This window comes from Streptomyces sp. NPDC096152 (assembly GCF_044763235.1).
Classification (GTDB): Bacteria; Actinomycetota; Actinomycetes; order Streptomycetales; family Streptomycetaceae; genus Streptomyces.
Genome location: NZ_JBIWFW010000001.1, coordinates 759,645 through 781,434, shown reverse-complemented (window position 1 = coordinate 781,434; position 21,790 = coordinate 759,645). Strand labels below are relative to the sequence as shown.

Genomic DNA, 21,790 nt, shown 5'->3' with positions numbered 1-21,790 from the left:
ATGCCGCACAGAGCCCCGGCGCGGGGCCCGCCCATCGATACGGCCGCGGCGCGCACCACGCTCAAATCCGCCGCGACCCGAGTCACCTGATGAACGGGTGTGCGAGAGTGTGCCGGTGAACCAGGACTGGGAAGACCGTGTGGCCGCCGCCTGGGCCGGCCTTGACGCCCGCACCGAGGACGAGGGCGCCGCGTTCCGCGCGGTGATCGACGGACTCGTCGCCGAGCTGCCCGACGACAGCCCCCTCGGCCCGTTCGAACGGGCCTGTGCCTTCGACTCGACCGGACACTCGGACCGGGCGGTGCCGCTCTACCGGGAGGCGCTGGCGCGCGGGCTCGACGGCTACCGAGGCCGGCGGGCCCGGATCCAACTGGCCAGCTCACTGCGGAACATCGGCCGGGCCGACGAGGGCATCGCGCTGCTCACCCCCGAACTGGAGGGTCCCTCGGACGAGTTGGACGACGCCGTACGGGCCTGCCTGGCCCTTTGCCTGTCCGGCGTCGGACGCGACCGCGAGGGCCTGTCCCTCGTCCTCGGCGCCCTCGCGCCCCATCTCCCCCGCTACCAGCGCTCGATGGCGAACTACGCCCGGATGCTGGTGGACCCCGCCTCGCAGGGCGGCGCCCGCACTCCCTGAGTGCGGACGGCGGTGACCATCCGACGATTCGCTCGTTCTGCTGAACGTGCAGTCACAGGATGTCGCCCCGCGTCCCTCGTCCGCCTCCTCCGGCCCGGCCGTCGACGTCGAGCAGGCCGAGGCCGCGCTCGTCGAGCACTACCCGCGGCTGGTCCGGCTCGCCTACCTGGTGCTCCCGCCCGGCCTCGGCCGGAAGCGGCGCGTCCTGACCGCGCACGCCCTCACCCAGCGCGCGCTGCCGCGCGGCCGGTCCTCGGGGTCCGTGATCCCGGCCCAGTCGGCGGGCCGGGACACCGACCCGGGCTACGCCTTCGTCCGCCTGCGGGTGGTCCGTTCGGCGCTGGAGGCGGGGCTGCCGCTGAGGCGGAGGCTGTGGCCGAAGCGCGCCCAGCTGCCGCCGCTGCTGCCCCAGGTGTGGGGGCTGCGGCTGTTCCCGCGCTCGGGCGGCGCCGACGAACTCGCCCTGGACCAGCGGCTGGCATCCCTGTCCGCCCCGGCCCGCGCCGCCTATGTGCTGCGCGGGCTGGAGCGGCTGCCGGACGGGGCGGTGCGTGAGCTGCTGACGGCCGCGGGCGTGTCCGACGCCGCCGGTGCGCTGCGCCAGGCGGAACGGGTCCCCGCGCAGTACCGGCTGCTCGACTCCCCCGAGTTCGACGCCTGTTCCCTGCAGGCCAGGCCCACCGACCTGGTGCGGCGCCGGCAGCACACCCGGGCCGCCCTCGCCGCGGCCGCCGCGCTCGCGGTGTGCGGCGCGCTGGTCGCGCTGCCCGGCGACGGCTGGGGCCCCGACGGTGCCGCCGCCCCGGCCTACGCACGCAACCCGTCCGCGGAGGCGGCCCTCGACCCGGCCAGGCTGACCAGGATCGCCCCCACGGCGTGGCGGACCTCCGCGCGCACCGACTTCTCCGTGTGGCCCGCGCGCGGCGACCGCTCCGGCGACACCGGGCTGCTGCGCCGCGCGCTCGCCGTGTGGGCCCGCCCCGGTGAGGGGGTACGCGTCTCGGCCACCCCCGGCACCCCCTCCGGCGGCCCCGCCGGACCCCCGCAGCTCCTGTACGCGGGTGACGTGGACGCGGCGCGCGTGGTGATCCTCTACGACGGCCTGCGCATCGTCCGCTACGCCGAGCCGATGGAATCCACCGCCGGGGCCGCGCTGGACTTCGCCCGGGTCGACGGCGCCACCGGCGCGGAGGCCGCCGCGGTGGTCCTCGGCCGCGCCGACGGCAACGTCCGCTATCTGACCGCGCCCTGGGTGAGGAAGGCGGCCGGGCGGGACCTGCTGAAGCCCGCCGTGCCCGCCACCCCCCTCACCCTGACGAACGGCGTCACGGCCCCGCTGGCCGGGCCCGCCCAGCAGGCGGGCGCCTGCACCTCGTGGCCCGCGCTCCAGCTGACCGACGGCTCCGGCGCACATCTGCTGAGCGACCTCGGCGAACTGGTCCCGGCCCGTCTCACCACGGGCCGCCCCGGCACCCCGCACGAGGTGTCCGGTCCGGCCGGACTGCACGCCTGGGCGCCCTTCGCCTGCTCCCTGGGTGCCGTCCGCGCGCAGGGCGTGCGCACGGTGAACGCGTGGCAGTACGCCGTGCAGCCGCTGCCCGACGCGAGCGGCTCGGCCACCTGGGTGTGCACCCGTGCCGAGACCTGGCGCGGCGACGGGACCCGGGCGCTGGCGCAGTTCCGCACCCCGGGCGGGGCGTACGGGGCGGTCGCGGCGAAGGCGGAGGACGTGCCGGCGTGCGGCGCCCGTGACCCGCAGGTGCTGGCCGGGGTGCTGTGGAAGTCGGGGGCGGGCACCTGGTACCTGCTCGCGGCGGGCGGCGCGGACACCGCGTCGATCAGCACGACCGGCGGGATCCGCGCGGCCTCGCAGGGCAACCTGCTCGCCGTACGCACCAGGCAGGGCACGCAGGCGGGTCTGCGGGGGACGCTGGAGGACGGAAGGACGGTCGGCGCCCTGCGCTGACGGCGCCCCCGCTTCCTGGCATGTGACAGAAGCACGTGAACATCGCGTTCGGGTTCGGTCCGTTCAAGGCCGGATTCGATCGGTAAGGTGTTCGCATGACTACCGGGGTTCGCCGCAGAATGGGAGTGGAGGAGCGGCGGCAGCAGTTGATCGGCGTCGCCCTCGAACTGTTCAGCCGCCGCTCGCCCGATGATGTCTCCATCGACGAGATAGCGGCCGCCGCGGGCATCTCGCGCCCGCTGGTCTACCACTACTTCCCCGGCAAACTCAGCCTGTACGAGGCCGCGTTGAAGCGCGCCTCGGAGGATCTGGCGGGCCGGTTCGTGGAGCCGCGCGAGGGTCCGCTCGGGGCCCGGCTGCTGCGCGTGATGCGCCGGTTCTTCGACTTCGTGGACGAGCACGGGCCCGGGTTCGCGGCCCTGATGCGCGGCGGACCGGCGGTCGGCTCGTCGACGACGAACGCCCTCATCGACTCCGTACGCCAGGCCGCCTATGACCAGATCCTTTCGCATCTGGACGTCACCGACCCGCCGGCGCGGCTGGAACTGGTCGTCCGCTCGTGGATCTCACTGGCCGAGTCGACCGCGCTGATCTGGCTGGACGGGCGGCGCATCCCGCGGGCCGAGCTGGAGGCGCAGTTGGTGCACGACTTCGGCGCGCTCGCGGCGGTCAGCGCCGCCTACGACCAGGAGATGGGGACGGTGGTACGCCGGATGCTCGCGGACGAGCCGGCCGACGGCCCGTTCGGCGATCTGATCGCCCGGCTGATCGCCCTCGCGTCCTGACGGCCCGGCCCTCGCCTCAGCCCTCGCTCTCGGACTTCCGGTACGACGGGTCGAGGTCGCGCACCTCGGCGGAGGCGTGCAGCGCCGTCCCGGGGGCGGGCTTCAGGTACTGGCGCAGCAGCTCCAGCGTGGTCTCGGCGAGCCGGGCCTTGGTCTCCTCCGTGCGCCCGGCCAGCAGCCCGATGCCGACGTGCACGACGGCGTGCCCCTCGTGGTCGAAGCCGACCACGGTGTCCTCGGCCGGGCGGAACTGCGTCTTGCAGGCCGGCGGCCGGGCGGCCGCGATCTCGACCGTGGCGGCGTGCAGCGCCCGCGCGAACCCGGGCCGGTCGAAGGCGTCGGCGAGCCCGCCGGAGTAGTCGACGGTGATCTGCGGCACGGGAACTCCTGTTGTATTTCGACGGCGTCCCGCTCACCCTAACCACGGCAGCGGAAAGGGGGCGGACCCGAAAGGTCCGCCCCCTCACCTGCCGGTCTGCCGTCAGGCGGTCCGGGTGAACACCGCGACCGTGCGCGCGGGCACGGTGAAGGTGCCGGAGCCCTTGGCGTAGGCCGCGGACTTCACGGTGGCGTCCGCGCCCGACGCCTGCACCGGGTGCAGGCGGTAGCCCGTACCGGCCAGGGCCGCGACGTGCTGCTCCTGCGTGCTGGGCGTCGCGTTGAACACGACGACCAGGTCACCGAGGCGCATGGTGATCACGCCGGGCGTCTCGTCCTCGCCGGACAGCGGGAAGGACAGCCGGGACTGCACCTGCGTGGCCGTGGCGAGGGAGAACGCCTTCTCCGTCGTACGGATCCGGAGCAGGTCCCGGTAGGCGGCCGAGGCGGCGTCGATCTGCGGGCAGCCCACCTTGACCGAACCCAGCAGCGGCTTGGCGTACGGCCACTTGGACTGGTTGTCGGCCGCCATGGGCAGACCGCGGCCGAAGCCGTTGCCGTCCGCGCAGTTCCAGTGGATGGCGTTGAACCAGTCGCCGCTGTCGAAGGAGTTGCGGTCCAGGGACTTGGAGCGCAGCAGGTCGGTGCCGGCCTGGGAGAGCGCCGGGCCCTGCGAGAGGGCCGCCGTGGCCATCGCCAGGACCTGCATCCGGGACCGGTCCGACGCCGGGGTGTCCTTCGGCAGCTTGTAGGCGAGCGCGTCGAACAGCGACTCGTTGTCGTGCGCGTCGACGTAGGCGAGGGCGTCGCCGGGGGCGTCCGCGTACCCCGCGGGCGCGCCGTTGTAGTCGACCTGAGCGCCGGTGACCTCCTTGCCGCCGGAGTCGGTGAAGCGGTACGCGGCCAGGTTGCCGCTCAGGCCCACCTTGATGAGGTCCTGGTAGTGCAGCAGGCGGGCCTTCTGCTCGTCCCTGGTGCCGTTGGCGGTGGAGGAGTTGGGGTCGGTGTAGAGCCCCGAGGCGAAGCCCTGGATTCCCGGGTCGGAGTCGAAGGGGCCGCCGCCGCGCACCGCGTCACGGGCCCGGTCGGAGAAGGTGGCGATGCCGGTGCCGGCCATGTTCTTCTGCGTGGCCTGCACGAAGCGGGCGTCGTCGGCGACCTCGCCGAAGTTCCAGCCCTCGCCGTAGAGGATGATCTTCTTTCCGTCGACGCCGTCCTTCTCCGGGGTCAGCGCGTCGAGCGCCTTGCGCACGGCGAGGATGTTGGCCTTCGGGTGGTGGCCCATGAGGTCGAAGCGGAAGCCGTCGACCTTGTACTCCTTGGCCCAGGTGACGATCGAGTCGACCACCAGCTTGCCCATCATCGCGTTCTCGGGCGCGGTGTTGGCGCAGCAGGTGCTGTTGGCCACGGAGCCGTCGGCGAGCAGCCGCTGGTAGTAGCCGGGCACGATCCGGTCGAGCACGGAGGTGTCCGCCTGCCCGGCGGCCGCGGTGTGGTTGTAGACCACGTCCATGACGACCCGCAGGCCGTCCTGGTTCAGCGACTTGACCATGCGGCGGAACTGGACCGTACGCGCCGTGCCGTCCGGGTCGGTGGCGTAGGAGCCCTCCGGGACCGTGTAGTGGTACGGGTCGTAGCCCCAGTTGTAGGCGTCCTTAGCGGCGATCTTCGCCACGCACTCCTGCTGCTTGTCGGAGTCCGCCGGGTAGGAGGCCAGGTCGCAGTCGGTGGTCGCCTGGTCGGCCTTCCGCTCCGGGATGGTGGCGATGTCGAAGGCGGGCAGCAGGTGCACGTAGGAGGTGCCGGCCTTGGCCAGCGCCCGCAGGTGCTTCGAGCCGTCGCTGTTCTTGTCGGTGAAGGCCAGGTAGCCGCCCTTGTCCTTGGCCGGGACGGTCTTGTCCGCGATCGAGAAGTCGCGGATGTGCAGCTCCTGGATCTGCGCGTCCCGCAGCGGTACGGCCTTGGGCTTGGCCAGGGAGGACCAGCCGCTCGGGGCGAGCGCGCGGTCGTCCAGGTCGGCGACGAGGCTGCGCTCGGAGTTCGCGGTGAGGGCGACGGAGTACGGGTCGGTGACCTTGTTGGTGACCACCTTGCGCACGCTCGGCGCCCAGACCTTCACGACGTAGCGGTAGGGCCTGCCCTTCCAGGACGCGGGGCCCGTCACGGACCACACGCCGGTGGTGCCGTCGCGGTGCATCGGCACGGTGGAGCCGCCGAGCTCCAGGGCGACGCTCTGCGCGGTCGGCGCCCACACGGACAGCGTGGGCCGTCCGTGGTGGAACACCGGGCCGAGCTGCGCCTTCGCCGCGGCGCCGCCGAACACGTCGTCGAGGACGCCGGCGAGCTGGACTCCGGTCGCGGCGAGCACCGCGCCGTTGGCCGCGCGCTGGGAGGCGACGAGCTGGCCGCGCAGGGCGGCGCGGACCCGGTCGCGGTCGCGCGGGTCGACGGACCAGGCGGTGTAGTCCTTCAGGTGCGGGAACTTCGCCTTCTGGGCGTCGGTGAGGCTGGTCTTCGTCAGCCTCAGCCAGCGCTCGTCGTCACTGGTCAGCGCCCCGTCCTTGACGGTGATCGAGCCGTCGTGGGAGGAGAGCAGCTGGGTGGAGGCGGCGCCGTCGACGCCGTTCCAGGCGATCGTGTCGCGGTCGATCCAGATCGCCTTGGACGTGCCGAGGTCCAGGGCGGCGGCGCTGCCCGTGGGCTGCGGCAGCAGGTACTTCTCCTGGCCGCTCACCTGCCACACCTCGTAGCCGTTGGCCTTGAGGTCGAGGGACTGGTCGGCGGGCAGGTCCTTCTGGTCGCCCTTGTGGACGATGTAGCTGAGGCTGGTGGCACCGTCGCTGAGCGGCACCTCGAAGACCGCGCCATAGGCGTCAGTCTTCACCGGCTTCAGGGGGTTCGACCAGTCGGTGGGGTTCGCGGCGCCGGTCCAGACGTGCAGGCCCCAGCCGTCGTAGTCCCCGTCGGCCCGGTGGTAGTGGATGACCGCCTTGCTCTTGTCCTGCGCCGGGTAGTCGGGGCGCTGGGTCTGGACGGTGTCCTTGCCCTGCTCGATCCAGACCTCACCCGTCTTGGTGACGTCGATGGACCGGTCGGCGGAGACGTCCTTGTTGCCGTCCTTGTCGATCACGAGGAAGCCGACGTTGGAGGCGCCGGGCTTCAGCTTGACGTAGGCGAAGGCGCCGTAGGCGTCGCGGCCGATGAAGGGGTGGCTGGCGGGCCAGGTGGTCGACTCGCCGTCGGCGAGGTCGCCCCAGGCGTACAGGCCCCAGTTCGCGTAGTCGCCGTCGGTGCGCTTGTAGTGGACGACCGCGTACTCGCGGGAGCTCGCCGTGGGGACCTCGGGAGCCGGCGGGGTGCCGGTGGTGGAGGCGGCCATGGCGCTCGCCGTGCGGCCGGCCGAGTCGATCACTACGGCCTTGTAGCGCAGGGCGGTCCCGGCCGGGACGTTCCTGCCGAGGGTCTGGGTGACCTTGTAGGGGGCGTGGTCGGCGGAGCCGAGCACTTGCCACGGGCCGTCGCCGACCTGCGCCGCGAAGACCACCCGGTTCAGCCGGCCGCCGGAGACGTCGGCGCTCGGCTCCACGGTGCCGGTGGCGCCGGCGGGCGGGGCCGTGAGGGTGAGGGTGGGCTTGCTCGCGGGTGCCTGGAGGCGGCCGGCGGCCTTGAGGACGACGGCGGAGCCGGCCGGGACGGTGAGGGTGACCTTGCGGTCGGCGCCGGAGGTCACGGTGGCCTTGGTGCCGTGGATCCCGTGGTAGGCCATGTCCGCCGAGCCGGCCGCGAAGGTCGCGGTCTTCGTCTCGCCGGCGTTGTTGAACGCGACGAGGTACTCGGTGCGGTCGGCGCCGGTGCTGGTGCGGGAGAAGGCGTAGACGCCCGCGCCGTCCGCCGCGTACCGCTCGGTCTGGACGCCGTCCGTCAGCGCCGGGTTGGCGCTGCGGAGCCGGGCCAGCTCGGCGATCTGCCGGTACAGGGGCGCCTTCGTGTCGTAGGCGTCGCTGGCGTGGGTGCGGTCGGTGCCGATCTCGTCGTCGTCGAGGTAGTCGGCGACCTTGGAGGCGAACATGGTCTGGCGGGCGTCCTTGTCGCCGCCCGAGCCGGTGAAGCCCTGCTCGTCGCCGTAGTAGACGACCGGGTTGCCCCGGCTGAGGAACATCAGCTCGTTGGCGAGCTTGTCCTTGGCGAGGAGTTCGGCGTCGGTCGCCTTCGGGTTGTCCTGCTTGAGGAAGTACCCGATGCGGCCCATGTCGTGGTTGCCGAGGAAGGTGACCTGTTCGTAGGCGTTGGCCTTGTCGGTCGTGTACTTGTAGTCGTCGCCGAAGACTCCGGCCAGCTTCCCGGCGCTGCCGCCCTGGGAGGCGTAGGTGCGGGCCGCGTCCTGGAAGGGGAAGTCGAGGGTGGCGTCGAGCCGGCCCCGGGTGACGTACGGGGAGGTGACCGAGGTGTCGGCGGAGTAGACCTCGCCGAACATGAAGAAGTTCCTACGGCCGTGCTCGGCGGCGTACTTGTCGAGCGCCGTCGCCCACTGGGTCCAGAACTCCATGTTCACGTGCTTGACGGTGTCGATGCGGAAGCCGTCGATGCCGAAGTCCTTCACCCAGCGCTGGTAGATCTTCTCCATGCCGCTGACGACCTCGGGACGCTCGGTCCACAGGTCGTCGAGGCCGGAGAAGTCGCCGTAGGTGGCGTTCTCGCCGGCGTAGGTGGAGTCGCCGCGGTTGTGGTACATCGTCGGGTCGTTGAGCCAGGACGGGACCTTGACGTCCTTCCTGTCGGCCGGGACGACCGGGGTGTACGGGAAGGACGAGGTGCCGACCGAGGGGAACCTCCTGGTCCCGTCGGCGTAGTCGGCGTCGTCGAAGGGCCGGCCGTCCTTGGTCAGGTACGGGAAGGCGCCCTTGGAGAGGTACTCGTGGGACTGGCCCTCGTAGTCCACGACGTCGGCGGTGTGGTTGGTGATGACGTCGAAGAAGACCTTCATGCCCTTGGCGTGCGCCTTGGAGATGAGGGCCGAGAGGTCGGCGTTGGTGCCGAAGTGCGGGTCGACCTTGGTGAAGTCGGTGATCCAGTAGCCGTGGTAGCCGGCCGAGGCGTCCTTGCCGGTGCCCTGCACGGGCTGGTTCTTGAAGATCGGCGCCATCCAGATGGCGGTGGTGCCGAGGCCCTTGATGTAGTCGAGCCGCTTGGTCAGGCCCTTGAGGTCGCCGCCCTGGTAGAACCCCTTGTCGGTGGGGTCGTAGCCGGTGCTGGTGCGGGAACCGGTCAGACCGCCGCGGTCGTTCGCGGTGTCACCGTTGGCGAAACGGTCCGGCATGACGAAGTAGAACTGCTCGCGCGTGTCGTCGTGCCGGGCGGGCGCGGCGGCGAGCCGCGCGTCCGACGGCGGCGCGGGCGGGGTGGCGGCCCGGGCGGCGACGGGCTGGACGAGGGCGGCGGCGAGCGACACGGCGGTGAGGACCGCGGCTCTTCTCCGGTGCGGGGTACGGCGCGAGCGGGGCGCCGGCCATCTCGGTATCACAGGCGTGAACTCCTTGCGATTACGGCTCAGGTGGGTCCGACTCCTGCGCGGCGGAAGGCCGCGTCGCCGGGCGCCCGCGTGACCGTACCGCCGACGAAAGGTTTACAGCAAGAGTCTTGAAACCGACGGCAAGAATTTTCACAACCGCGCCCCGGCGCCCGCGCGGACAGGGGGGATGTCCTGGGCGGACGCCGGGGCGTGGGGGTGCGGGCGCGTCAGCAGCCGGACTTTCCGGCGTAGATCGCGAGCGCGGTGTTGGCGCCCAGCGTGGCCGTGAACTGCCCACTGGAGTTCACGCTGACGCTGGTGTTGTTCTGCACGTTGCAGTACGTGCCCGCCGGCAGGGACGTCTGGTAGGTCCGGGTCAGCGAGCCGGTCTCGTGGTTGATGGCCACATAGCCCTTGCTGCCGCGCCCGAAGCCGATCGCGTTGTTCCCGTTGTCCCACCAGTTGGTGACCGACTGGCCGCGGGTGGCGTTGCGGAAGGCGACCATGGACTTGATCTCGGGCCAGGCGTGCTGGCACTTCCAGCCGTCCTGCCAGCAGGCGTTCACCGTACCGCCGTTGGGCGGGCCCGCGTCCGAGTCGGACCACTCGTAGCCGGAGTTGATGTCCGGGGCGCCGTAGGGCCAGGCGAGCATGAAGACGTTCGCCATGGTGTAGTTGGCGCCGTCCTTGTAGTTGAGCGTGGAGCCGTTGCGCTCGGTGTCGTGGTTGTCGACGAAGACGCCGGCCACCGAGCTGCTCATGTAGCCCCAGCCCTCGCCGAAGTTGTTCAGGTAGGCGAGCTTCTCACTGTTGAAGACCCGCTTGAGGTCGTAGGCGTAGCGGAACTCCTGGACGTCGCCGTTGCCGGTGTACTCGGTCGGCTGGACCGCCTCGTTCGCCCCGTAGATGACCTCCTGCTTCCAGTAGGCGTTCGGGTTGGTGAGGCGGGACTTGATGTTGGCGAGGTCGGCCGCGTCGATGTGCTTGGCCGCGTCGATCCGGAAGCCGTCGACGCCGAGGGAGAGCAGGTCGTTCATGTAGCCGGCGATGGTCTTGCGGACGTACTCCTCGCCGGTGTCGAGGTCGGCGAGGCCCACCAGTTCGCAGTGCTGGACGTTCCAGCGGTCCTGGTAGTTGCTGACCTGCGCGGTGCAGTCGTCGAAGTCGTAGATCGAGTACAGGCCGGGGTAGTCGTACTTGGAGTACGAGGAGCCGCCGGTACCGGTGCCGCTGCCCGCCGACATGTGGTTGATCACGGTGTCGACGACGACCTTCACGCCGGCCGCGTGGCAGGTGCCGACCATGTTCTGGAAGGCCGCGCGGTCCCCGAGCCGGCCGGCGATCCTGTAGCTCACGGGCTGGTACGAGGTCCACCACTGCGAGCCCTGTATGTGCTCGGCGGGCGGGGAGACCTGGACGTAGCCGTAACCCGCCGGGCCCAGGGTGCTGGTGCACTCCTTGGCGACGGAGGCGTACTTCCACTCGAAGAGAACTGCGGTGACGTCCTTGGTGCCGGGCGGGGAGGCCTGGGCGGTGCCGGCCGGGACGACGAGTGCGACCGTCGCGGCGGCCGCGAGGGCGAGGGCGCCGGAGAGCGTTCTGCTGGCCATGTGGGGGTCCTTCTCCGTTGAAGGATCTGCTGCCGGGGCCCTGGGGAGGCTCCGGGATCCCTTGAAGGGAATTGCTGCAAGCTTTCAACCACTTGCAGTGAGCAGACCGTACGAGCCCCGACCTCGGCGGTCAACCCCCTGGACATGCTCCTGTCACATAAGCGAAATAGGGCCGGTTTGCGGCGCGTTGGCGTGCGCGGACGCCTCCGGGACGCGCAACGGGGCCCGTCGTCCGCACCGGACGACGGGCCCCTGAAAGAAAGCGAAAGACTTGCGACGGCTCAGCCGGTGGTCCACCACACCGTGGTGTCGGCGGGCACCGTGGTCGCACCCTCGGCCTCCGTCACCTCACCGCTCGCGAGCAGGAGCCGGCCGTACGCCGGGACGGTCACCGGCCGGCCGGTGGTGTTCGCCACGCAGACGAACTCACCGCGGCGCAGGGCGAGAACGCCCTCGGGCGCCCGCAGCCACTCCACCGAGTCGCCCGCGCCCAGGTCGGTGTGGGCCCGGCGGAACGCGAGCGCGGAGCGGTACAGCTCCAGGGTCGAGCCGGGCACGCCCGCTTGCGCCTCCACGCTCAGCTCACTCCAGTTCCCCGGCTGCGGGAGCCAGCTGCCGCCGGCGCCGAAGCCGTAGGAGGAGCCGTCCCGCGTCCACGGGATCGGCACCCGGCAACCGTCGCGGAAGCCGTCCTGGCCCTCGCCCCGGAAGTACGCCGGGTCCTGGCGCACCTCGTCCGGCAGGTCCACCACGTCCGGCAGGCCGAGCTCCTCGCCCTGGTAGACGTACGCCGATCCGGGCAGCGCCAGCATCAGCAGCGTGGCCGCACGGGCCCGGCGCAGGCCGAGCTCCCGGTCGCCGGCGGTGCGGATCTGGGTGCCGAGGCCGGGCGGGTTGGCGAAGCGGGTGGCGTGCCGGGTCACGTCGTGGTTGGACAGCACCCAGGTGGCGGGGGCGCCGACCGGGCGCATCGACTCCAGGGTGCGGTCGATGACCTCGCGCAGCTCGGCCGCGTCCCAGGCGGTGCCCAGGTACTGGAAGTTGAAGGCCTGGTGCAGCTCGTCCGGGCGGACGTACAGGGCGGTGCGCTCGACGGTCGGCGTCCACGCCTCGGCGACGAAGATGCGCTCGCCCGCGTACTCGTCGAGGACCTTGCGCCACTGCCGGTACACGGCGTGCACGCCGTCCTGGTCGAAGAACGGCATGACATCGTTGCCCAGCAGCTTCAGCTGGTCGTGGGAGCCCAGGTCCGGCAGACCGTCCGCCTTGACCAGGCCGTGCGCCACGTCGATGCGGAAGCCGTCCACGCCCATGTCCAGCCAGAAGCGCAGGATGGAGCGGAACTCGTCGCCGACCGCCGGGTGCTCCCAGTTGAAGTCGGGCTGCTCCGGGGCGAAGAGGTGCAGGTACCACTCGCCGGGGGTGCCGTCCGGCTCGGTGACCCGGGTCCAGGACGGGCCGCCGAAGATGGACTCCCAGTCGTTGGGCGGGAGTTCGCCGTTCTTCCCCTTGCCGGGCCGGAAGTGGTAGCGCTCGCGCAGCGGCGAGCCCGGGCCCTCGGCGACCGCGCGCCGGAACCACTCGTGCTGGTCGGAGGAGTGGTTGGGCACCAGGTCGACGATGACGCGCAGGCCCAGCTCGTGGGCGTCGCGGATCAGCGCGTCGGCGTCCAGGAGGTTGCCGAACATCGGGTCGACGGCGCGGTAGTCGGCGACGTCGTAGCCGGCGTCGGCCTGCGGCGAGGCGTAGAAGGGGCTGAGCCACACGGCGTCGACGCCGAGGTCGCGCAGGTACGGCAGACGGGAGCGTACGCCCTCCAGGTCACCCATGCCGTCGCCGTTGCTGTCGGCGAAGCTGCGCGGGTAGACCTGGTAGATCACCGCGTCCCGCCACCAGTCGCGTCGCGTGGCGACGGTGGCGACGGCCGCTTCGGAGGTGGGGGTTCCGGCCGAGGAGTGCTGCTGGCTCATGGCGTCCTTGATGCGATGAGGGTCCCCCCTCCCGGGCGGGGCCGGGCGTGGGGAGTCGGGTCTGGGGGCGTGGGCGGAAGGGGATGAGGCGGCCGCGGTGCAAGCGGGGGCGTTGAGGCACCGCGGCCGCCGCCCGCGCGGGTCAGGCGCGCGGGAGCCTTCTCGGCTGGGGTCAGCCCTTGGTGCCGCCCGCGGTGAGGCCGGTGACGAGGTTCTTCTGCACGAGGTAGAAGAACGCGGAGACCGGTATCGCGATCAGCACCGCGGTGGCGGCCATCAGGTTGCGCTGGGCGTCGTGCTCACTGATGAAGCTCTGGAGGCCGACGGCGAGCGTGTACTTCTGGTCGTCCAGCATGAACGTCGTGGCGAAGGCGACCTCGCCGAACGCGGTGATGAAGCTGTAGAAGGCGGCGACGGCCAGGCCCGGCTTGGCGAGCGGCAGGATCAGCCGTGCGAACGTGCCGAAGGGCGTCAGCCCGTCGACGCGCCCCGCCTCGTCGATCTCGAACGGGATGGTGTCGAAGTAGCCCTTGAGCAGCCAGGCGCAGTAAGGCACCGCGGTCGTGCAGTACACGAGGACGAGACCGAAGTAGCTGTCGACGAGCTGCAGGTCGGCGAGGATCTGGTACATCGGCACCATGAGTACGGCCACCGGGAACATCTGGGTGACCAGGAGCACCCACATGAACTTCCGGTAGCCCGGGAAGCGCATGCGGGAGACCGCGTACCCGGTGGTCGCGGCGACCATGACGCCGAGGACCGTGGTGCCGAGCGAGACGATCAGCGAACTCTTCAGCCACTCGAAGAAGTTCGTGTGCTGCAGGACGAACGCGTAGTTGTCGAGCGTCATCTTGTCCCAGATGCCGCCGGGGTGCAGGTAGTCGTCCTTGTCCGGGCCGAGGGACAGGTACACCAGCCAGGCGACCGGGAACAGCGCGACGAGGCTGCCGGTGATCAGGATGCCGTGGGAGGCGAGGGAGCCGGCGAGGCCGCGCTGCTCGCGTCCGCGCACCTTGGGCGGCCGCGGGGCCGCGGAGTCCTGCTCGCTCACCGCGGCGGAGGTCTCGACTGTGGTCGTACTCATGGGAACTCCTGCCTCAGATCGCGAGCTGCTGCTCATTGCGGTTCAGCCAGCGGCGGTAGAACGAGGTGAAGACGATCAGAATGGCCAGCAGCAGGATGCCGTAGGCGGCCGACTGGGCGAAGTCACGCGGCTGCTGTCCGAAGCCCAGGTAGTAGGCCCACGTGACGAGGATCTGGGCGTCGGGGGCGCCGTTGGGTCCGAACAGCAGGAAGATGACGGCGAACTGGTTGAAGGTCCAGATGATGCCGAGCAGGACGACGGTGGAGCTGACCGACCGCAGGCCCGGGAGGGTGACGAAGCGGAACCGCTGCCAGGCGTTCGCGCCGTCCATCTCCGCGGCCTCGTAGAGCGAGGCGTCGATGGACTGCAGGCCGCCGAGGAGCGAGACCATCATGAACGGCACACCGCACCAGGTGTTGACCATGATCGCCGCGAACCGCTGCCAGAAGGTGTCCTCCAGCCACAGCGGTGTGGGCAGGTGCAGTGTGTCGAGGGCGGAGTTGATGACGCCGCCGTCGGCGAGCATGAAGCGCCAGCCGAAGACGGTGACGAAGGTGGGCACGGCCCACGGCAGGATCAGCATCAGCCGGTAGAAGGTGCGGCCGCGCAGCTTCTGGTTGAGCAGCAGGGCGAGGCCCAGACCGATGGCGTAGTGCAGGGCGACACACAGGGCCGTCCACACGATCGTCCAGATGAAGTGCGACCAGAAGCGGTCGTACGACGTCGCGCCGAACAGGATGTCCTTGTAGTTGGCGAGCCCGATGAACTTGTAGGTGGCGTCGATGTGGTTGACGCCGATCGTGCGGGCCGTGTTGAGGCTGTTGGCGTCGGTGAGCGTGAGGTACAGGCCGTACACCAGTGGGTACAGCACGAGGACGCCCAGGACGATCGCCACCGGGGCGATCATCACGTACGCGTACCAGTACTTCTGGTAGCTGTGCTTCAGGCGCCGGCCCAGCCCGGGCCGTGGCGCGCGGTCACCGCGGCGCTTGCCGGTGGCGCGGTCGATGGCGACTGTCATGTTCGACACCTTCTGGAATTTCTGCGGCTTCGGGAAGTGGCTGGGCACAGGCGGGTGGCCGCCGGATCCGCTCCCCCCCTCGGAGGACGGATCCGGCGGCCACACGGGCACTACTTGCTGAAGTCCGGGACCAGCTTGGCGATCGCGAGCTCAGCGTTGCTCAGACCCTTGTCCAGGGACTCCTTGCCACCGGCGATCTTGGGCAGCTCGGTGTCGAGCGGGCCCCACAGGGAGCTGTACTCGGGCAGCGCCGGGCGCGGCTGGGCGGCGGAGAGCACGCCCTGGTAGCCGGCGATGCCGGGGTCGGCCTTGACCTGCGCGGTGTAGGCGTCGTCACGGGTGGGCAGCGTGGAGTTCTTCAGGGCGATGGTCTCCTGGGACTTCGCCGAGGTCATGAACTTCACGAGCTTCAGGGCCGCGGCCTGGTGGGCCTTGTCCGAGCCGGCGTAGACCGAGAGGTTGTGGCCGCCGGTGGGGGCGCCCGCCTTGCCGGAGGAGCCGGCCGGGACGGTGGCGATGCCCAGGTTGGACTTGTCCGTGAAGGCCTTGCCCTTGTAGAAGTTCGTGATCTCCCACGGGCCCTGGATGATCGCGGCGACCTTGCCGTTGACGAACGCGTCCTGGATGTGGGCGTAGGCGTCCGCGGTGGTGTCGGCCTTGTGCAGGCCCTTGCCGGAGAACGTGCTCAGCCAGGTGCCGTACGCCTTCTTGGCGGGGGCCGAGTTCACGGTGATCTTCTTGGCGGCGGCGTCGACGGTGTCGGTGCCCTCGCCGTAGAGGAAGGACTGGGCGTAGTAGGCCTGGGTGGAGCCCCAGTAGCCGTCGACGCCGGTCTTGTCCTTGACCTTGGCGGCGTCGGACTTCAGCTCGTCCCAGGTCTTGGGGGCCTCGGTGATGCCGGCCTTCTTGAACAGGGCCTTGTTGTAGACGAGGGCGAGGGTGTCGGTGACCAGCGGCACGCCGTAGGTCTTGCCCTGGTACTGGGCCTGCTTCATCAGGCTGGGCTGGAACTTGGCCTGGTCCGCGAGGGCCTCGGTGCCGTCCAGCGGCAGGAAGTAACCCTTCTTGGCGAAGGCGGGGGTCCAGCCGACCTCGGAACGCAGGACGTCCGGGGCACCCTGGGAGCCGGCGGCCGTGTCGAACTTGTTCTGCGCCTGGTCGAAGGGCACGTCGACGTACTTGACCTTGATGTTCTTGTTGGCAGCCATGAACTGCTTCACCAGGGCCTGGTACGTCGGCGCCTCGTTGGTGGCGTTGGAGGTGTCCCACCAGGTGATGGTCACCGGGCCGTCCGACTTGTTGTCGCTGCCGCTGTCGCCTCCGCCGCACGCCGTCGCCGCGAGGGCGAGGGACGCCACGAGCGCGCTGGCCGCTATGCCACGCCGCATGAGTTCTCCTTGAGGGTGAAAGCCCGTGAACAGAGGGCGGTCCCGTCCGCCGCCTCTGCTGTCTTGCCGACTGCGCCGTTGCGGCGGCCGGGCGACCGTGAACGTAACAGCGATGTAAGCGCGGCGAAAGACCTTGCAGAAAAAAAGTGCAAGAGATCATGACGGTTATCCGCCCGTGACCTGACCGCGCCTGCCACGAGCTTGATTCCACGCCGCTCAGCGAGGTCCCGAAGCGGTGTGCAAGACTCTGCAAGCTCTTGCCATACCGTTGCGGCGGGGGGAACATCCCTTGCGTACCGGGGAGCCGACCAGAACACGAGGGAACGCGATGACGCAGCAGCCCGCAGCGAGCCGTGCGACGGGCCGTGCCAGGCGTCCTGTCGGTGGGCAACGCGAGATCCGACCGGTACAGTCACATCCTGTGACCACACGGCTTGCCGATATCGCCGCTCAAGCGGGGGTGAGCGAAGCGACCGTCAGCCGCGTCCTCAACGGGAAGCCGGGCGTCGCCTCCACCACCCGCCAGTCCGTGCTGGCCGCCCTCGACGTGCTGGGCTATGAGCGCCCGGTGCGTCTGCGGCAGCGCAGCGAGGGCCTGGTGGGCCTGATAACCCCCGAGCTGGAGAACCCGATATTCCCTGCCCTGGCGCAGGTCATCGGCCAGGCGCTGACCCGGCAGGGCTACACCCCGATCCTCGCCACCCAGACCCCGGGCGGGTCCACGGAGGACGAGCTGACCGAGATGCTGGTGGACCGCGGGGTCGCCGGGATCATCTACGTCTCCGGACTGCACGCGGACACCACCGCCGACACCCAGCGCTACGAGCAGCTGCGCGCCCAGGGCGTGCCGTTCGTGCTGGTGGACGGCTTCTCGCCCAAGGTGCAGGCGCCGTTCATATCCCCCGACGACCGGGCCGCGATGACCCTGGCCGTCACCCACCTCGTCTCCCTCGGCCACACCCGGATCGGGCTGGCCGTGGGGCCGAAGCGCTTCGTGCCGGTGCTGCGCAAGATCGAGGGCTTCGTCCGCGTCATGCAGGACCAGCTCGGCCTGTCTCCGGACGTGATCGAGTCCGTCTTCCTCCAGCACTCCCTGTACACGCTGGAGGGCGGTCAGGCCGCCGCCACGGCGCTGATGAACCGGGGCTGCACGGCGGTGGTGTGCGCCAGCGACATGATGGCCCTCGGGGCGATACGGGCGGCCCGGCAGCAGGGTCTCGAGGTGCCCCGGGACGTCTCGGTGGTCGGCTTCGACGACTCCCCGCTGATCGCGTTCACCGACCCGCCCCTGACGACGATCCGCAAGCCGGTGCCGGCCATGGGCCAGGCGGCGGTGCGCACCCTGCTGGAGGAGATCGGCGGGACCCCGGCCCCGCACAGCGAGTTCGTGTTCATGCCCGAGCTGGTGGTGCGCGGTTCGACGGCGTCGGCCCCCGGGGACCGCGCCCGGCCGTAGCCCCGCCGGGTGGACAACATGCGTCCTCGAACCGACCGCGGGATGATCGGTGGGGGTAGGCTTTTCTGGCAGACTCTGTGCCTATGGGTGACACGACCGTGACGCGACCGGGAGGGCCCGAGGAGGCCGTTCCGCACCCCGTCACGGATGCGCGGCAGGCGGACGTCCTGGGCCGGCTGCGCACGCCCGGCCGGCCCCGGCTCTGGTTCGAGATCCTGCTGATCGGGGTCAGTTACTGGACGTACTCGCTCATCCGCAACGCGGTGCCGGAGCAGAAGGCCGAGGCGCTGCGCAACGCGGACTGGATCTGGCGCGCCGAGCACCGCCTGGGCGTCGCCGTCGAGCAGTCCGTCAACCACGCCGTCGACGCCGTGAACTGGCTGATCGTCGGCATGAACTACTACTACGCGACCCTGCACTTCGTGGTCACGGTGGGTGTTCTGCTGTGGCTCTACCGCAGCCATCCCGGCCGCTACGCGGCGACCCGCCTGGTGCTGTTCGCGACGACCGGCATCGCCCTGCTCGGCTACTACCTGTATCCGCTGGCGCCGCCGCGCCTGATGAACGGCGGCCGTTTCGTGGACACGGTCCAGGTCCACCACACCTGGGGCTCGATGGCCTCCGGCGACCTGAAGCACATGTCGAACCAGTACGCCGCGATGCCGTCGATGCACATCGGCTGGTCCATGTGGTGCGGCCTGACCATCTTCGCCCTGGCCACCGTGCCCTGGGTCCGGGTCCTCGGCCTGGTCTACCCCGTGGCCACCCTCGTGGTCATCGTCGCCACCGCCAACCACTTCTGGCTGGACGCGGTGGGCGGCCTCCTGTGCCTGGGCGTCGGCTTCACCCTCGCCCGCCTCTGGTACGGCGCGCTGCCGTACGCCCTGCCCCGCAGCCCGGTTCCGCGCAAGGCGCTGCTGCCGACGAACGAGCGCGACGCCGCTCACATCCCGTAGAACAGCGTCTCCACCACGCTCCGGGCCCGCCGGGCGGTCCGCCGGTAGGCGTCCAGCATGTCTCCCACGTGCCCCGGCCCGTACCCCAGGTACCGGCCCACCGCCGCCAGCTCCCGCGGGTCCGAGGGGAAGGTGTCCCCCGCCCGGCCGCGCACCAGCATCACGGCGTTGCGCACCCGCGTCGCCAGCACCCACGCCTCGTCCAGGACGGACGCGTCCTCCTCCGACACCAGCCCCGCCTCCCGCGCGGCCGCCAGCGCCTGCCGGGTCCGCGTGGTGCGCAGTCCCGGCTCCCCCGCCCCGTGCCGCATCTGGAGCAGCTGCACCGTCCACTCCACGTCGGACAGCCCGCCCGGCCCGAGCTTGGTGTGCAGCTTGGGATCGGCGCCGCGCGGCAGCCGCTCGGACTCCATCCGCGCCTTCAGCCGCCGGATCTCCCGCGCCGCGTCCTCGTCCAGCCCGCGCGCCGGGTACCGCAGCGGATCGACCAGGTCGACGAAGCGCCGCCCGAGGTCCGCGTCCCCGGCGACCGGCTCGGCCCGCAGCAGCGCCTGCGACTCCCACACCAGGGACCAGCGCCGGTAGTAGGCCCCGTACGACGTCAGCGTCCGCACCGGCGGCCCGGTCTTGCCCTCGGGCCGCAGATCCGCGTCGATCAGCAGCGGCGGGTCCGCGCTCGGGATCTGCAGCAGCCGCCGCATCTCGGCGACGACCCGGTTCGCCGCCTGCGCGGCCTCCCGCTCGTCCACGCCCTCGCGCGGCTCGTGCACGAACAGCACGTCCGCGTCCGAGCCGTAGCCCAGCTCGTGCCCGCCGAACCGGCCCATGCCGATGACCGCGAACCGGGTCGGCAGCTCCTCGCCCCACCCCGCGTCCACGACCGCCCGCAGGGTGCCGGCCAGCGTCGCCGCGGTCAGGTCGGACACGGCTGAGCCCACCAGGTCCACGAGCGCGCCCTGGTCGGCCTCGGCGGGCTGCTCCTCGGTTCCGTAGGAGCCGACGATGTCGGCGGCGGCCGTACGGAACAGCTCGCGGCGCCGCACACCGCGCGCGGCGGTGACCGCCTGCTCGGCGTTGTCCGCGCGGCCCACGGCGGCCAGGATCTCCTGCTCCAGGTGGGCGCGCTCGCGGGGCTCCAGGCCGCCGCCGTCGCCGTCGCCGAGCAGGGCCACCGCCTCGGGCGCGCGCAGCAGCAGGTCGGGGGCGAGGCGGCCGGCCGACAGCACCCGCGCGAGGTTCTCCGCCGCGGCGCCCTCGTCCCGCAGCAGCCTCAGGTACCACGGGGTCTTGCCGAGCGCGTCGGAGACCTTGCGGAAGTTGAGCAGGCCCGCGTCGGGGTCGGCGGAGTCCGCGAACCAGCCGAGCAGCACGGGCAGCAGGGTGCGCTGGATGGCGGCCTTGCGGGTGACGCCGGAGGCCAGGGCCTCCAGGTGGCGCAGCGCGGCGGCGGGGTCGGCGTAGCCGAGGGCGACCAGGCGCTCGCGGGCCGCCTCGGGGCTGAGCCGGGCCTCGCCGGGGGCGAGCTGGGCGACCGCGTCGAGCAGCGGCCGGTAGAAGATCTTCTCGTGGAGCCGCCGTACGGCGCCGGCGTTGCGCCGCCACTCGCGGTTGAGCTCGGCGACCGGCTCGGTGCGCAGCCCCAGGGAGCGGCCGAGGCGGCGCAGGTCGGCCTCGTCCTCCGGGACCAGATGGGTGCGGCGCAGCCGGTGCAGCTGGATGCGGTGCTCCATGGAGCGCAGGAAGCGGTACGCCTCGTCGAGCTGCACGGCGTCCGCCCGGCCGACGTAGCCCCCGGCGGCCAGCGCCTTGAGGGCGTCGAGGGTGGTGCCGCTGCGCAGGGAGGCGTCCGCGCGGCCGTGCACCAGTTGCAGCAGCTGGACGGCGAACTCGACGTCCCGCAGGCCGCCCGGCCCGAGCTTGAGCTCCCGCTCGACCTCGGCGACGGGGATGTTCTCGACGACGCGGCGGCGCATCTTCTGCACGTCGGCGACGAAGTTCTCGCGTTCCGCGGCCTGCCAGACCAGCGGGTGCAGGGCGGCGACGTACTCCTCGCCGAGCGCGCGGTCGCCGGCCACCGGACGGGCCTTGAGCAGCGCCTGGAACTCCCAGGTCTTGGCCCACCGCTGGTAGTAGGCGACATGGCTGCTGAGCGTGCGCACCAGCGGGCCGTTGCGGCCCTCGGGCCGCAGGTTGGCGTCCACCGGCCAGATCGAACCCTCGACCGTCGTCTCGGAGCAGATCCGCATCAGGTGCGAGGCGAGCCGGGTCGCGGCGCGCAGCGCCTTGCCCTCGTCGGCGCCGTCCGCGGCCTCGCCGACGAAGATGACGTCGACGTCGGAGACGTAGTTCAGCTCGTGGCCGCCGCACTTGCCCATGGCGATCACCGCGAGCCGGCACAGCGAGGCGTCGTCGGGGGCTTCGGCCGTGGCGAGGCGGAGCGCGGCGCGCAGGGTGGCCGTGGCCAGGTCGGCGAGCTCGGCGGCAGTCTCGGCGACGGTGATGGTGCCGCACACGTCGCGGGCGGCGATGGACAGCAGGCAGCGCCGGTAGGCGACGCGCAGCGAGACGGGGTCGGTGGCGTCCGCGAGCCCGCGTTCGAACTCCTCCACGCCCGGGTGCAGGTCCCGCGGCTCGTAGGTGACGAGCGCCTGCCAGTCGCCGGCGTGCCGCGCGAGGTGGTCGCCGAGCGCGGCGGAGGCGCCGAGCACGCCGAGCAGCCGGTCGCGCAGCGGCTTGGCCGCTATCAGCGTGTCGAGCAGCTCGCGCCGGGCGGTGGGGGCCGGCTGGGCCTCCAGCAGCCGGACCAGGCCGCCGAGCGCGAGGTCGGGGTCGGCGGTCGCGCCGAGCGCCTCGAGGAGCACCGGGTCGTCGCGGACGGGGGCGAGTTCCGCGCTGTCCAGCAGCCGCTCGGCGGCGGAGGCATCGGTGAAGCCGTGCCGCAGCAGCCGTGTGAAGGTACTGCTCCTGCGCCCCGGCGCCGTCATCCCGGCCTCCCGTCGGATCCGTTCGTCCTGGCCAGAGCCTAACCGG

General features: G+C 71.5%; 13 protein-coding genes. 5 read left to right on the top strand and 8 right to left on the bottom strand.

Translation table 11 applies throughout. The features are described from left to right. The first annotated feature begins 97 nt into the window (after positions 1-97). From ACIQ9G_RS03415 to ACIQ9G_RS03405, 3 genes are all read left to right on the top strand, one after another. Positions 98-637 (top strand): tetratricopeptide repeat protein, encoded by a 540-nt coding sequence (locus tag ACIQ9G_RS03415; RefSeq protein ID WP_403605569.1) that lies wholly within the window; start codon positions 98-100, stop codon positions 635-637. A gap of 46 nt (positions 638-683) precedes the next feature. Continuing rightward, entirely contained in the window at positions 684-2,603 is a 1,920-nt protein-coding gene (locus ACIQ9G_RS03410; RefSeq protein ID WP_403605566.1) for a hypothetical protein, read from the top strand. A 95-nt stretch (positions 2,604-2,698) separates the two neighbouring features. Next, on the top strand, positions 2,699-3,388 hold the full coding sequence (locus ACIQ9G_RS03405) for a TetR/AcrR family transcriptional regulator (RefSeq protein ID WP_403605563.1): 690 nt from the start codon (positions 2,699-2,701) through the stop codon (positions 3,386-3,388). Positions 3,389-3,404: 16 nt separating this feature from the next. Here ACIQ9G_RS03405 and ACIQ9G_RS03400 read toward each other — a convergent pair whose 3' ends face one another. From ACIQ9G_RS03400 to ACIQ9G_RS03370, 7 genes are all read right to left on the bottom strand, one after another. Beyond that, positions 3,405-3,767, bottom strand: a complete 363-nt coding sequence (locus tag ACIQ9G_RS03400) for a 5-carboxymethyl-2-hydroxymuconate Delta-isomerase (protein ID WP_403605560.1) — start codon at positions 3,765-3,767, stop codon at positions 3,405-3,407. 102 nt (positions 3,768-3,869) lie between these two features. Next, complete coding sequence (gene pulA / locus ACIQ9G_RS03395; protein ID WP_403605557.1) at positions 3,870-9,287, bottom strand: pullulanase-type alpha-1,6-glucosidase; 5,418 nt, start codon at positions 9,285-9,287, stop codon at positions 3,870-3,872. A 215-nt stretch (positions 9,288-9,502) separates the two neighbouring features. Beyond that, positions 9,503-10,885, bottom strand: coding sequence for an alpha-amylase family protein (locus ACIQ9G_RS03390; RefSeq protein WP_403605554.1), 1,383 nt, complete (start codon positions 10,883-10,885; stop codon positions 9,503-9,505). Positions 10,886-11,166: 281 nt separating this feature from the next. Continuing rightward, entirely contained in the window at positions 11,167-12,855 is a 1,689-nt protein-coding gene (locus tag ACIQ9G_RS03385) for a glycoside hydrolase family 13 protein (protein ID WP_403605551.1), read from the bottom strand. 172 nt (positions 12,856-13,027) lie between these two features. Continuing rightward, complete coding sequence (locus ACIQ9G_RS03380; RefSeq protein WP_403605548.1) at positions 13,028-13,939, bottom strand: sugar ABC transporter permease; 912 nt, start codon at positions 13,937-13,939, stop codon at positions 13,028-13,030. A gap of 13 nt (positions 13,940-13,952) precedes the next feature. Next, positions 13,953-14,960, bottom strand: a complete 1,008-nt coding sequence (locus ACIQ9G_RS03375) for a carbohydrate ABC transporter permease (RefSeq protein WP_403605545.1) — start codon at positions 14,958-14,960, stop codon at positions 13,953-13,955. Between the two features lie 110 nt (positions 14,961-15,070). After that, complete coding sequence (locus ACIQ9G_RS03370) at positions 15,071-16,348, bottom strand: extracellular solute-binding protein (protein ID WP_392195457.1); 1,278 nt, start codon at positions 16,346-16,348, stop codon at positions 15,071-15,073. A gap of 421 nt (positions 16,349-16,769) precedes the next feature. Between ACIQ9G_RS03370 and ACIQ9G_RS03365 the strand changes: the two genes are divergently transcribed. Next, a complete protein-coding gene (locus ACIQ9G_RS03365; RefSeq protein ID WP_403605541.1) occupies positions 16,770-17,804 on the top strand; it encodes a LacI family DNA-binding transcriptional regulator in 1,035 nt (344 codons plus the stop codon). Positions 17,805-17,887: 83 nt separating this feature from the next. Beyond that, positions 17,888-18,760, top strand: coding sequence for a phosphatase PAP2 family protein (locus tag ACIQ9G_RS03360; RefSeq protein WP_403605538.1), 873 nt, complete (start codon positions 17,888-17,890; stop codon positions 18,758-18,760). On the opposite strand, the gene ACIQ9G_RS03355 is transcribed toward ACIQ9G_RS03360, so the two are convergent. Further along, positions 18,748-21,744, bottom strand: coding sequence for a bifunctional [glutamine synthetase] adenylyltransferase/[glutamine synthetase]-adenylyl-L-tyrosine phosphorylase (locus ACIQ9G_RS03355; RefSeq protein WP_403605535.1), 2,997 nt, complete (start codon positions 21,742-21,744; stop codon positions 18,748-18,750). The genes ACIQ9G_RS03360 and ACIQ9G_RS03355 overlap by 13 nt on opposite strands. Positions 21,745-21,790 lie beyond the last annotated feature (46 nt).

Coding starts and splice junctions, on each gene's coding strand:
- ACIQ9G_RS03385 (WP_403605551.1), bottom strand. CDS start 12,855: ATGAGCCAGCAGCACTCCTCGGCCGGAACCCCCACCTCCGAAGCGGCC.
- ACIQ9G_RS03355 (WP_403605535.1), bottom strand. CDS start 21,744: ATGACGGCGCCGGGGCGCAGGAGCAGTACCTTCACACGGCTGCTGCGG.
- ACIQ9G_RS03375 (WP_403605545.1), bottom strand. CDS start 14,960: ATGACAGTCGCCATCGACCGCGCCACCGGCAAGCGCCGCGGTGACCGC.
- ACIQ9G_RS03370 (WP_392195457.1), bottom strand. CDS start 16,348: ATGCGGCGTGGCATAGCGGCCAGCGCGCTCGTGGCGTCCCTCGCCCTC.
- ACIQ9G_RS03360 (WP_403605538.1), top strand. CDS start 17,888: ATGGGTGACACGACCGTGACGCGACCGGGAGGGCCCGAGGAGGCCGTT.
- ACIQ9G_RS03405 (WP_403605563.1), top strand. CDS start 2,699: ATGACTACCGGGGTTCGCCGCAGAATGGGAGTGGAGGAGCGGCGGCAG.
- ACIQ9G_RS03390 (WP_403605554.1), bottom strand. CDS start 10,885: ATGGCCAGCAGAACGCTCTCCGGCGCCCTCGCCCTCGCGGCCGCCGCG.
- ACIQ9G_RS03380 (WP_403605548.1), bottom strand. CDS start 13,939: ATGAGTACGACCACAGTCGAGACCTCCGCCGCGGTGAGCGAGCAGGAC.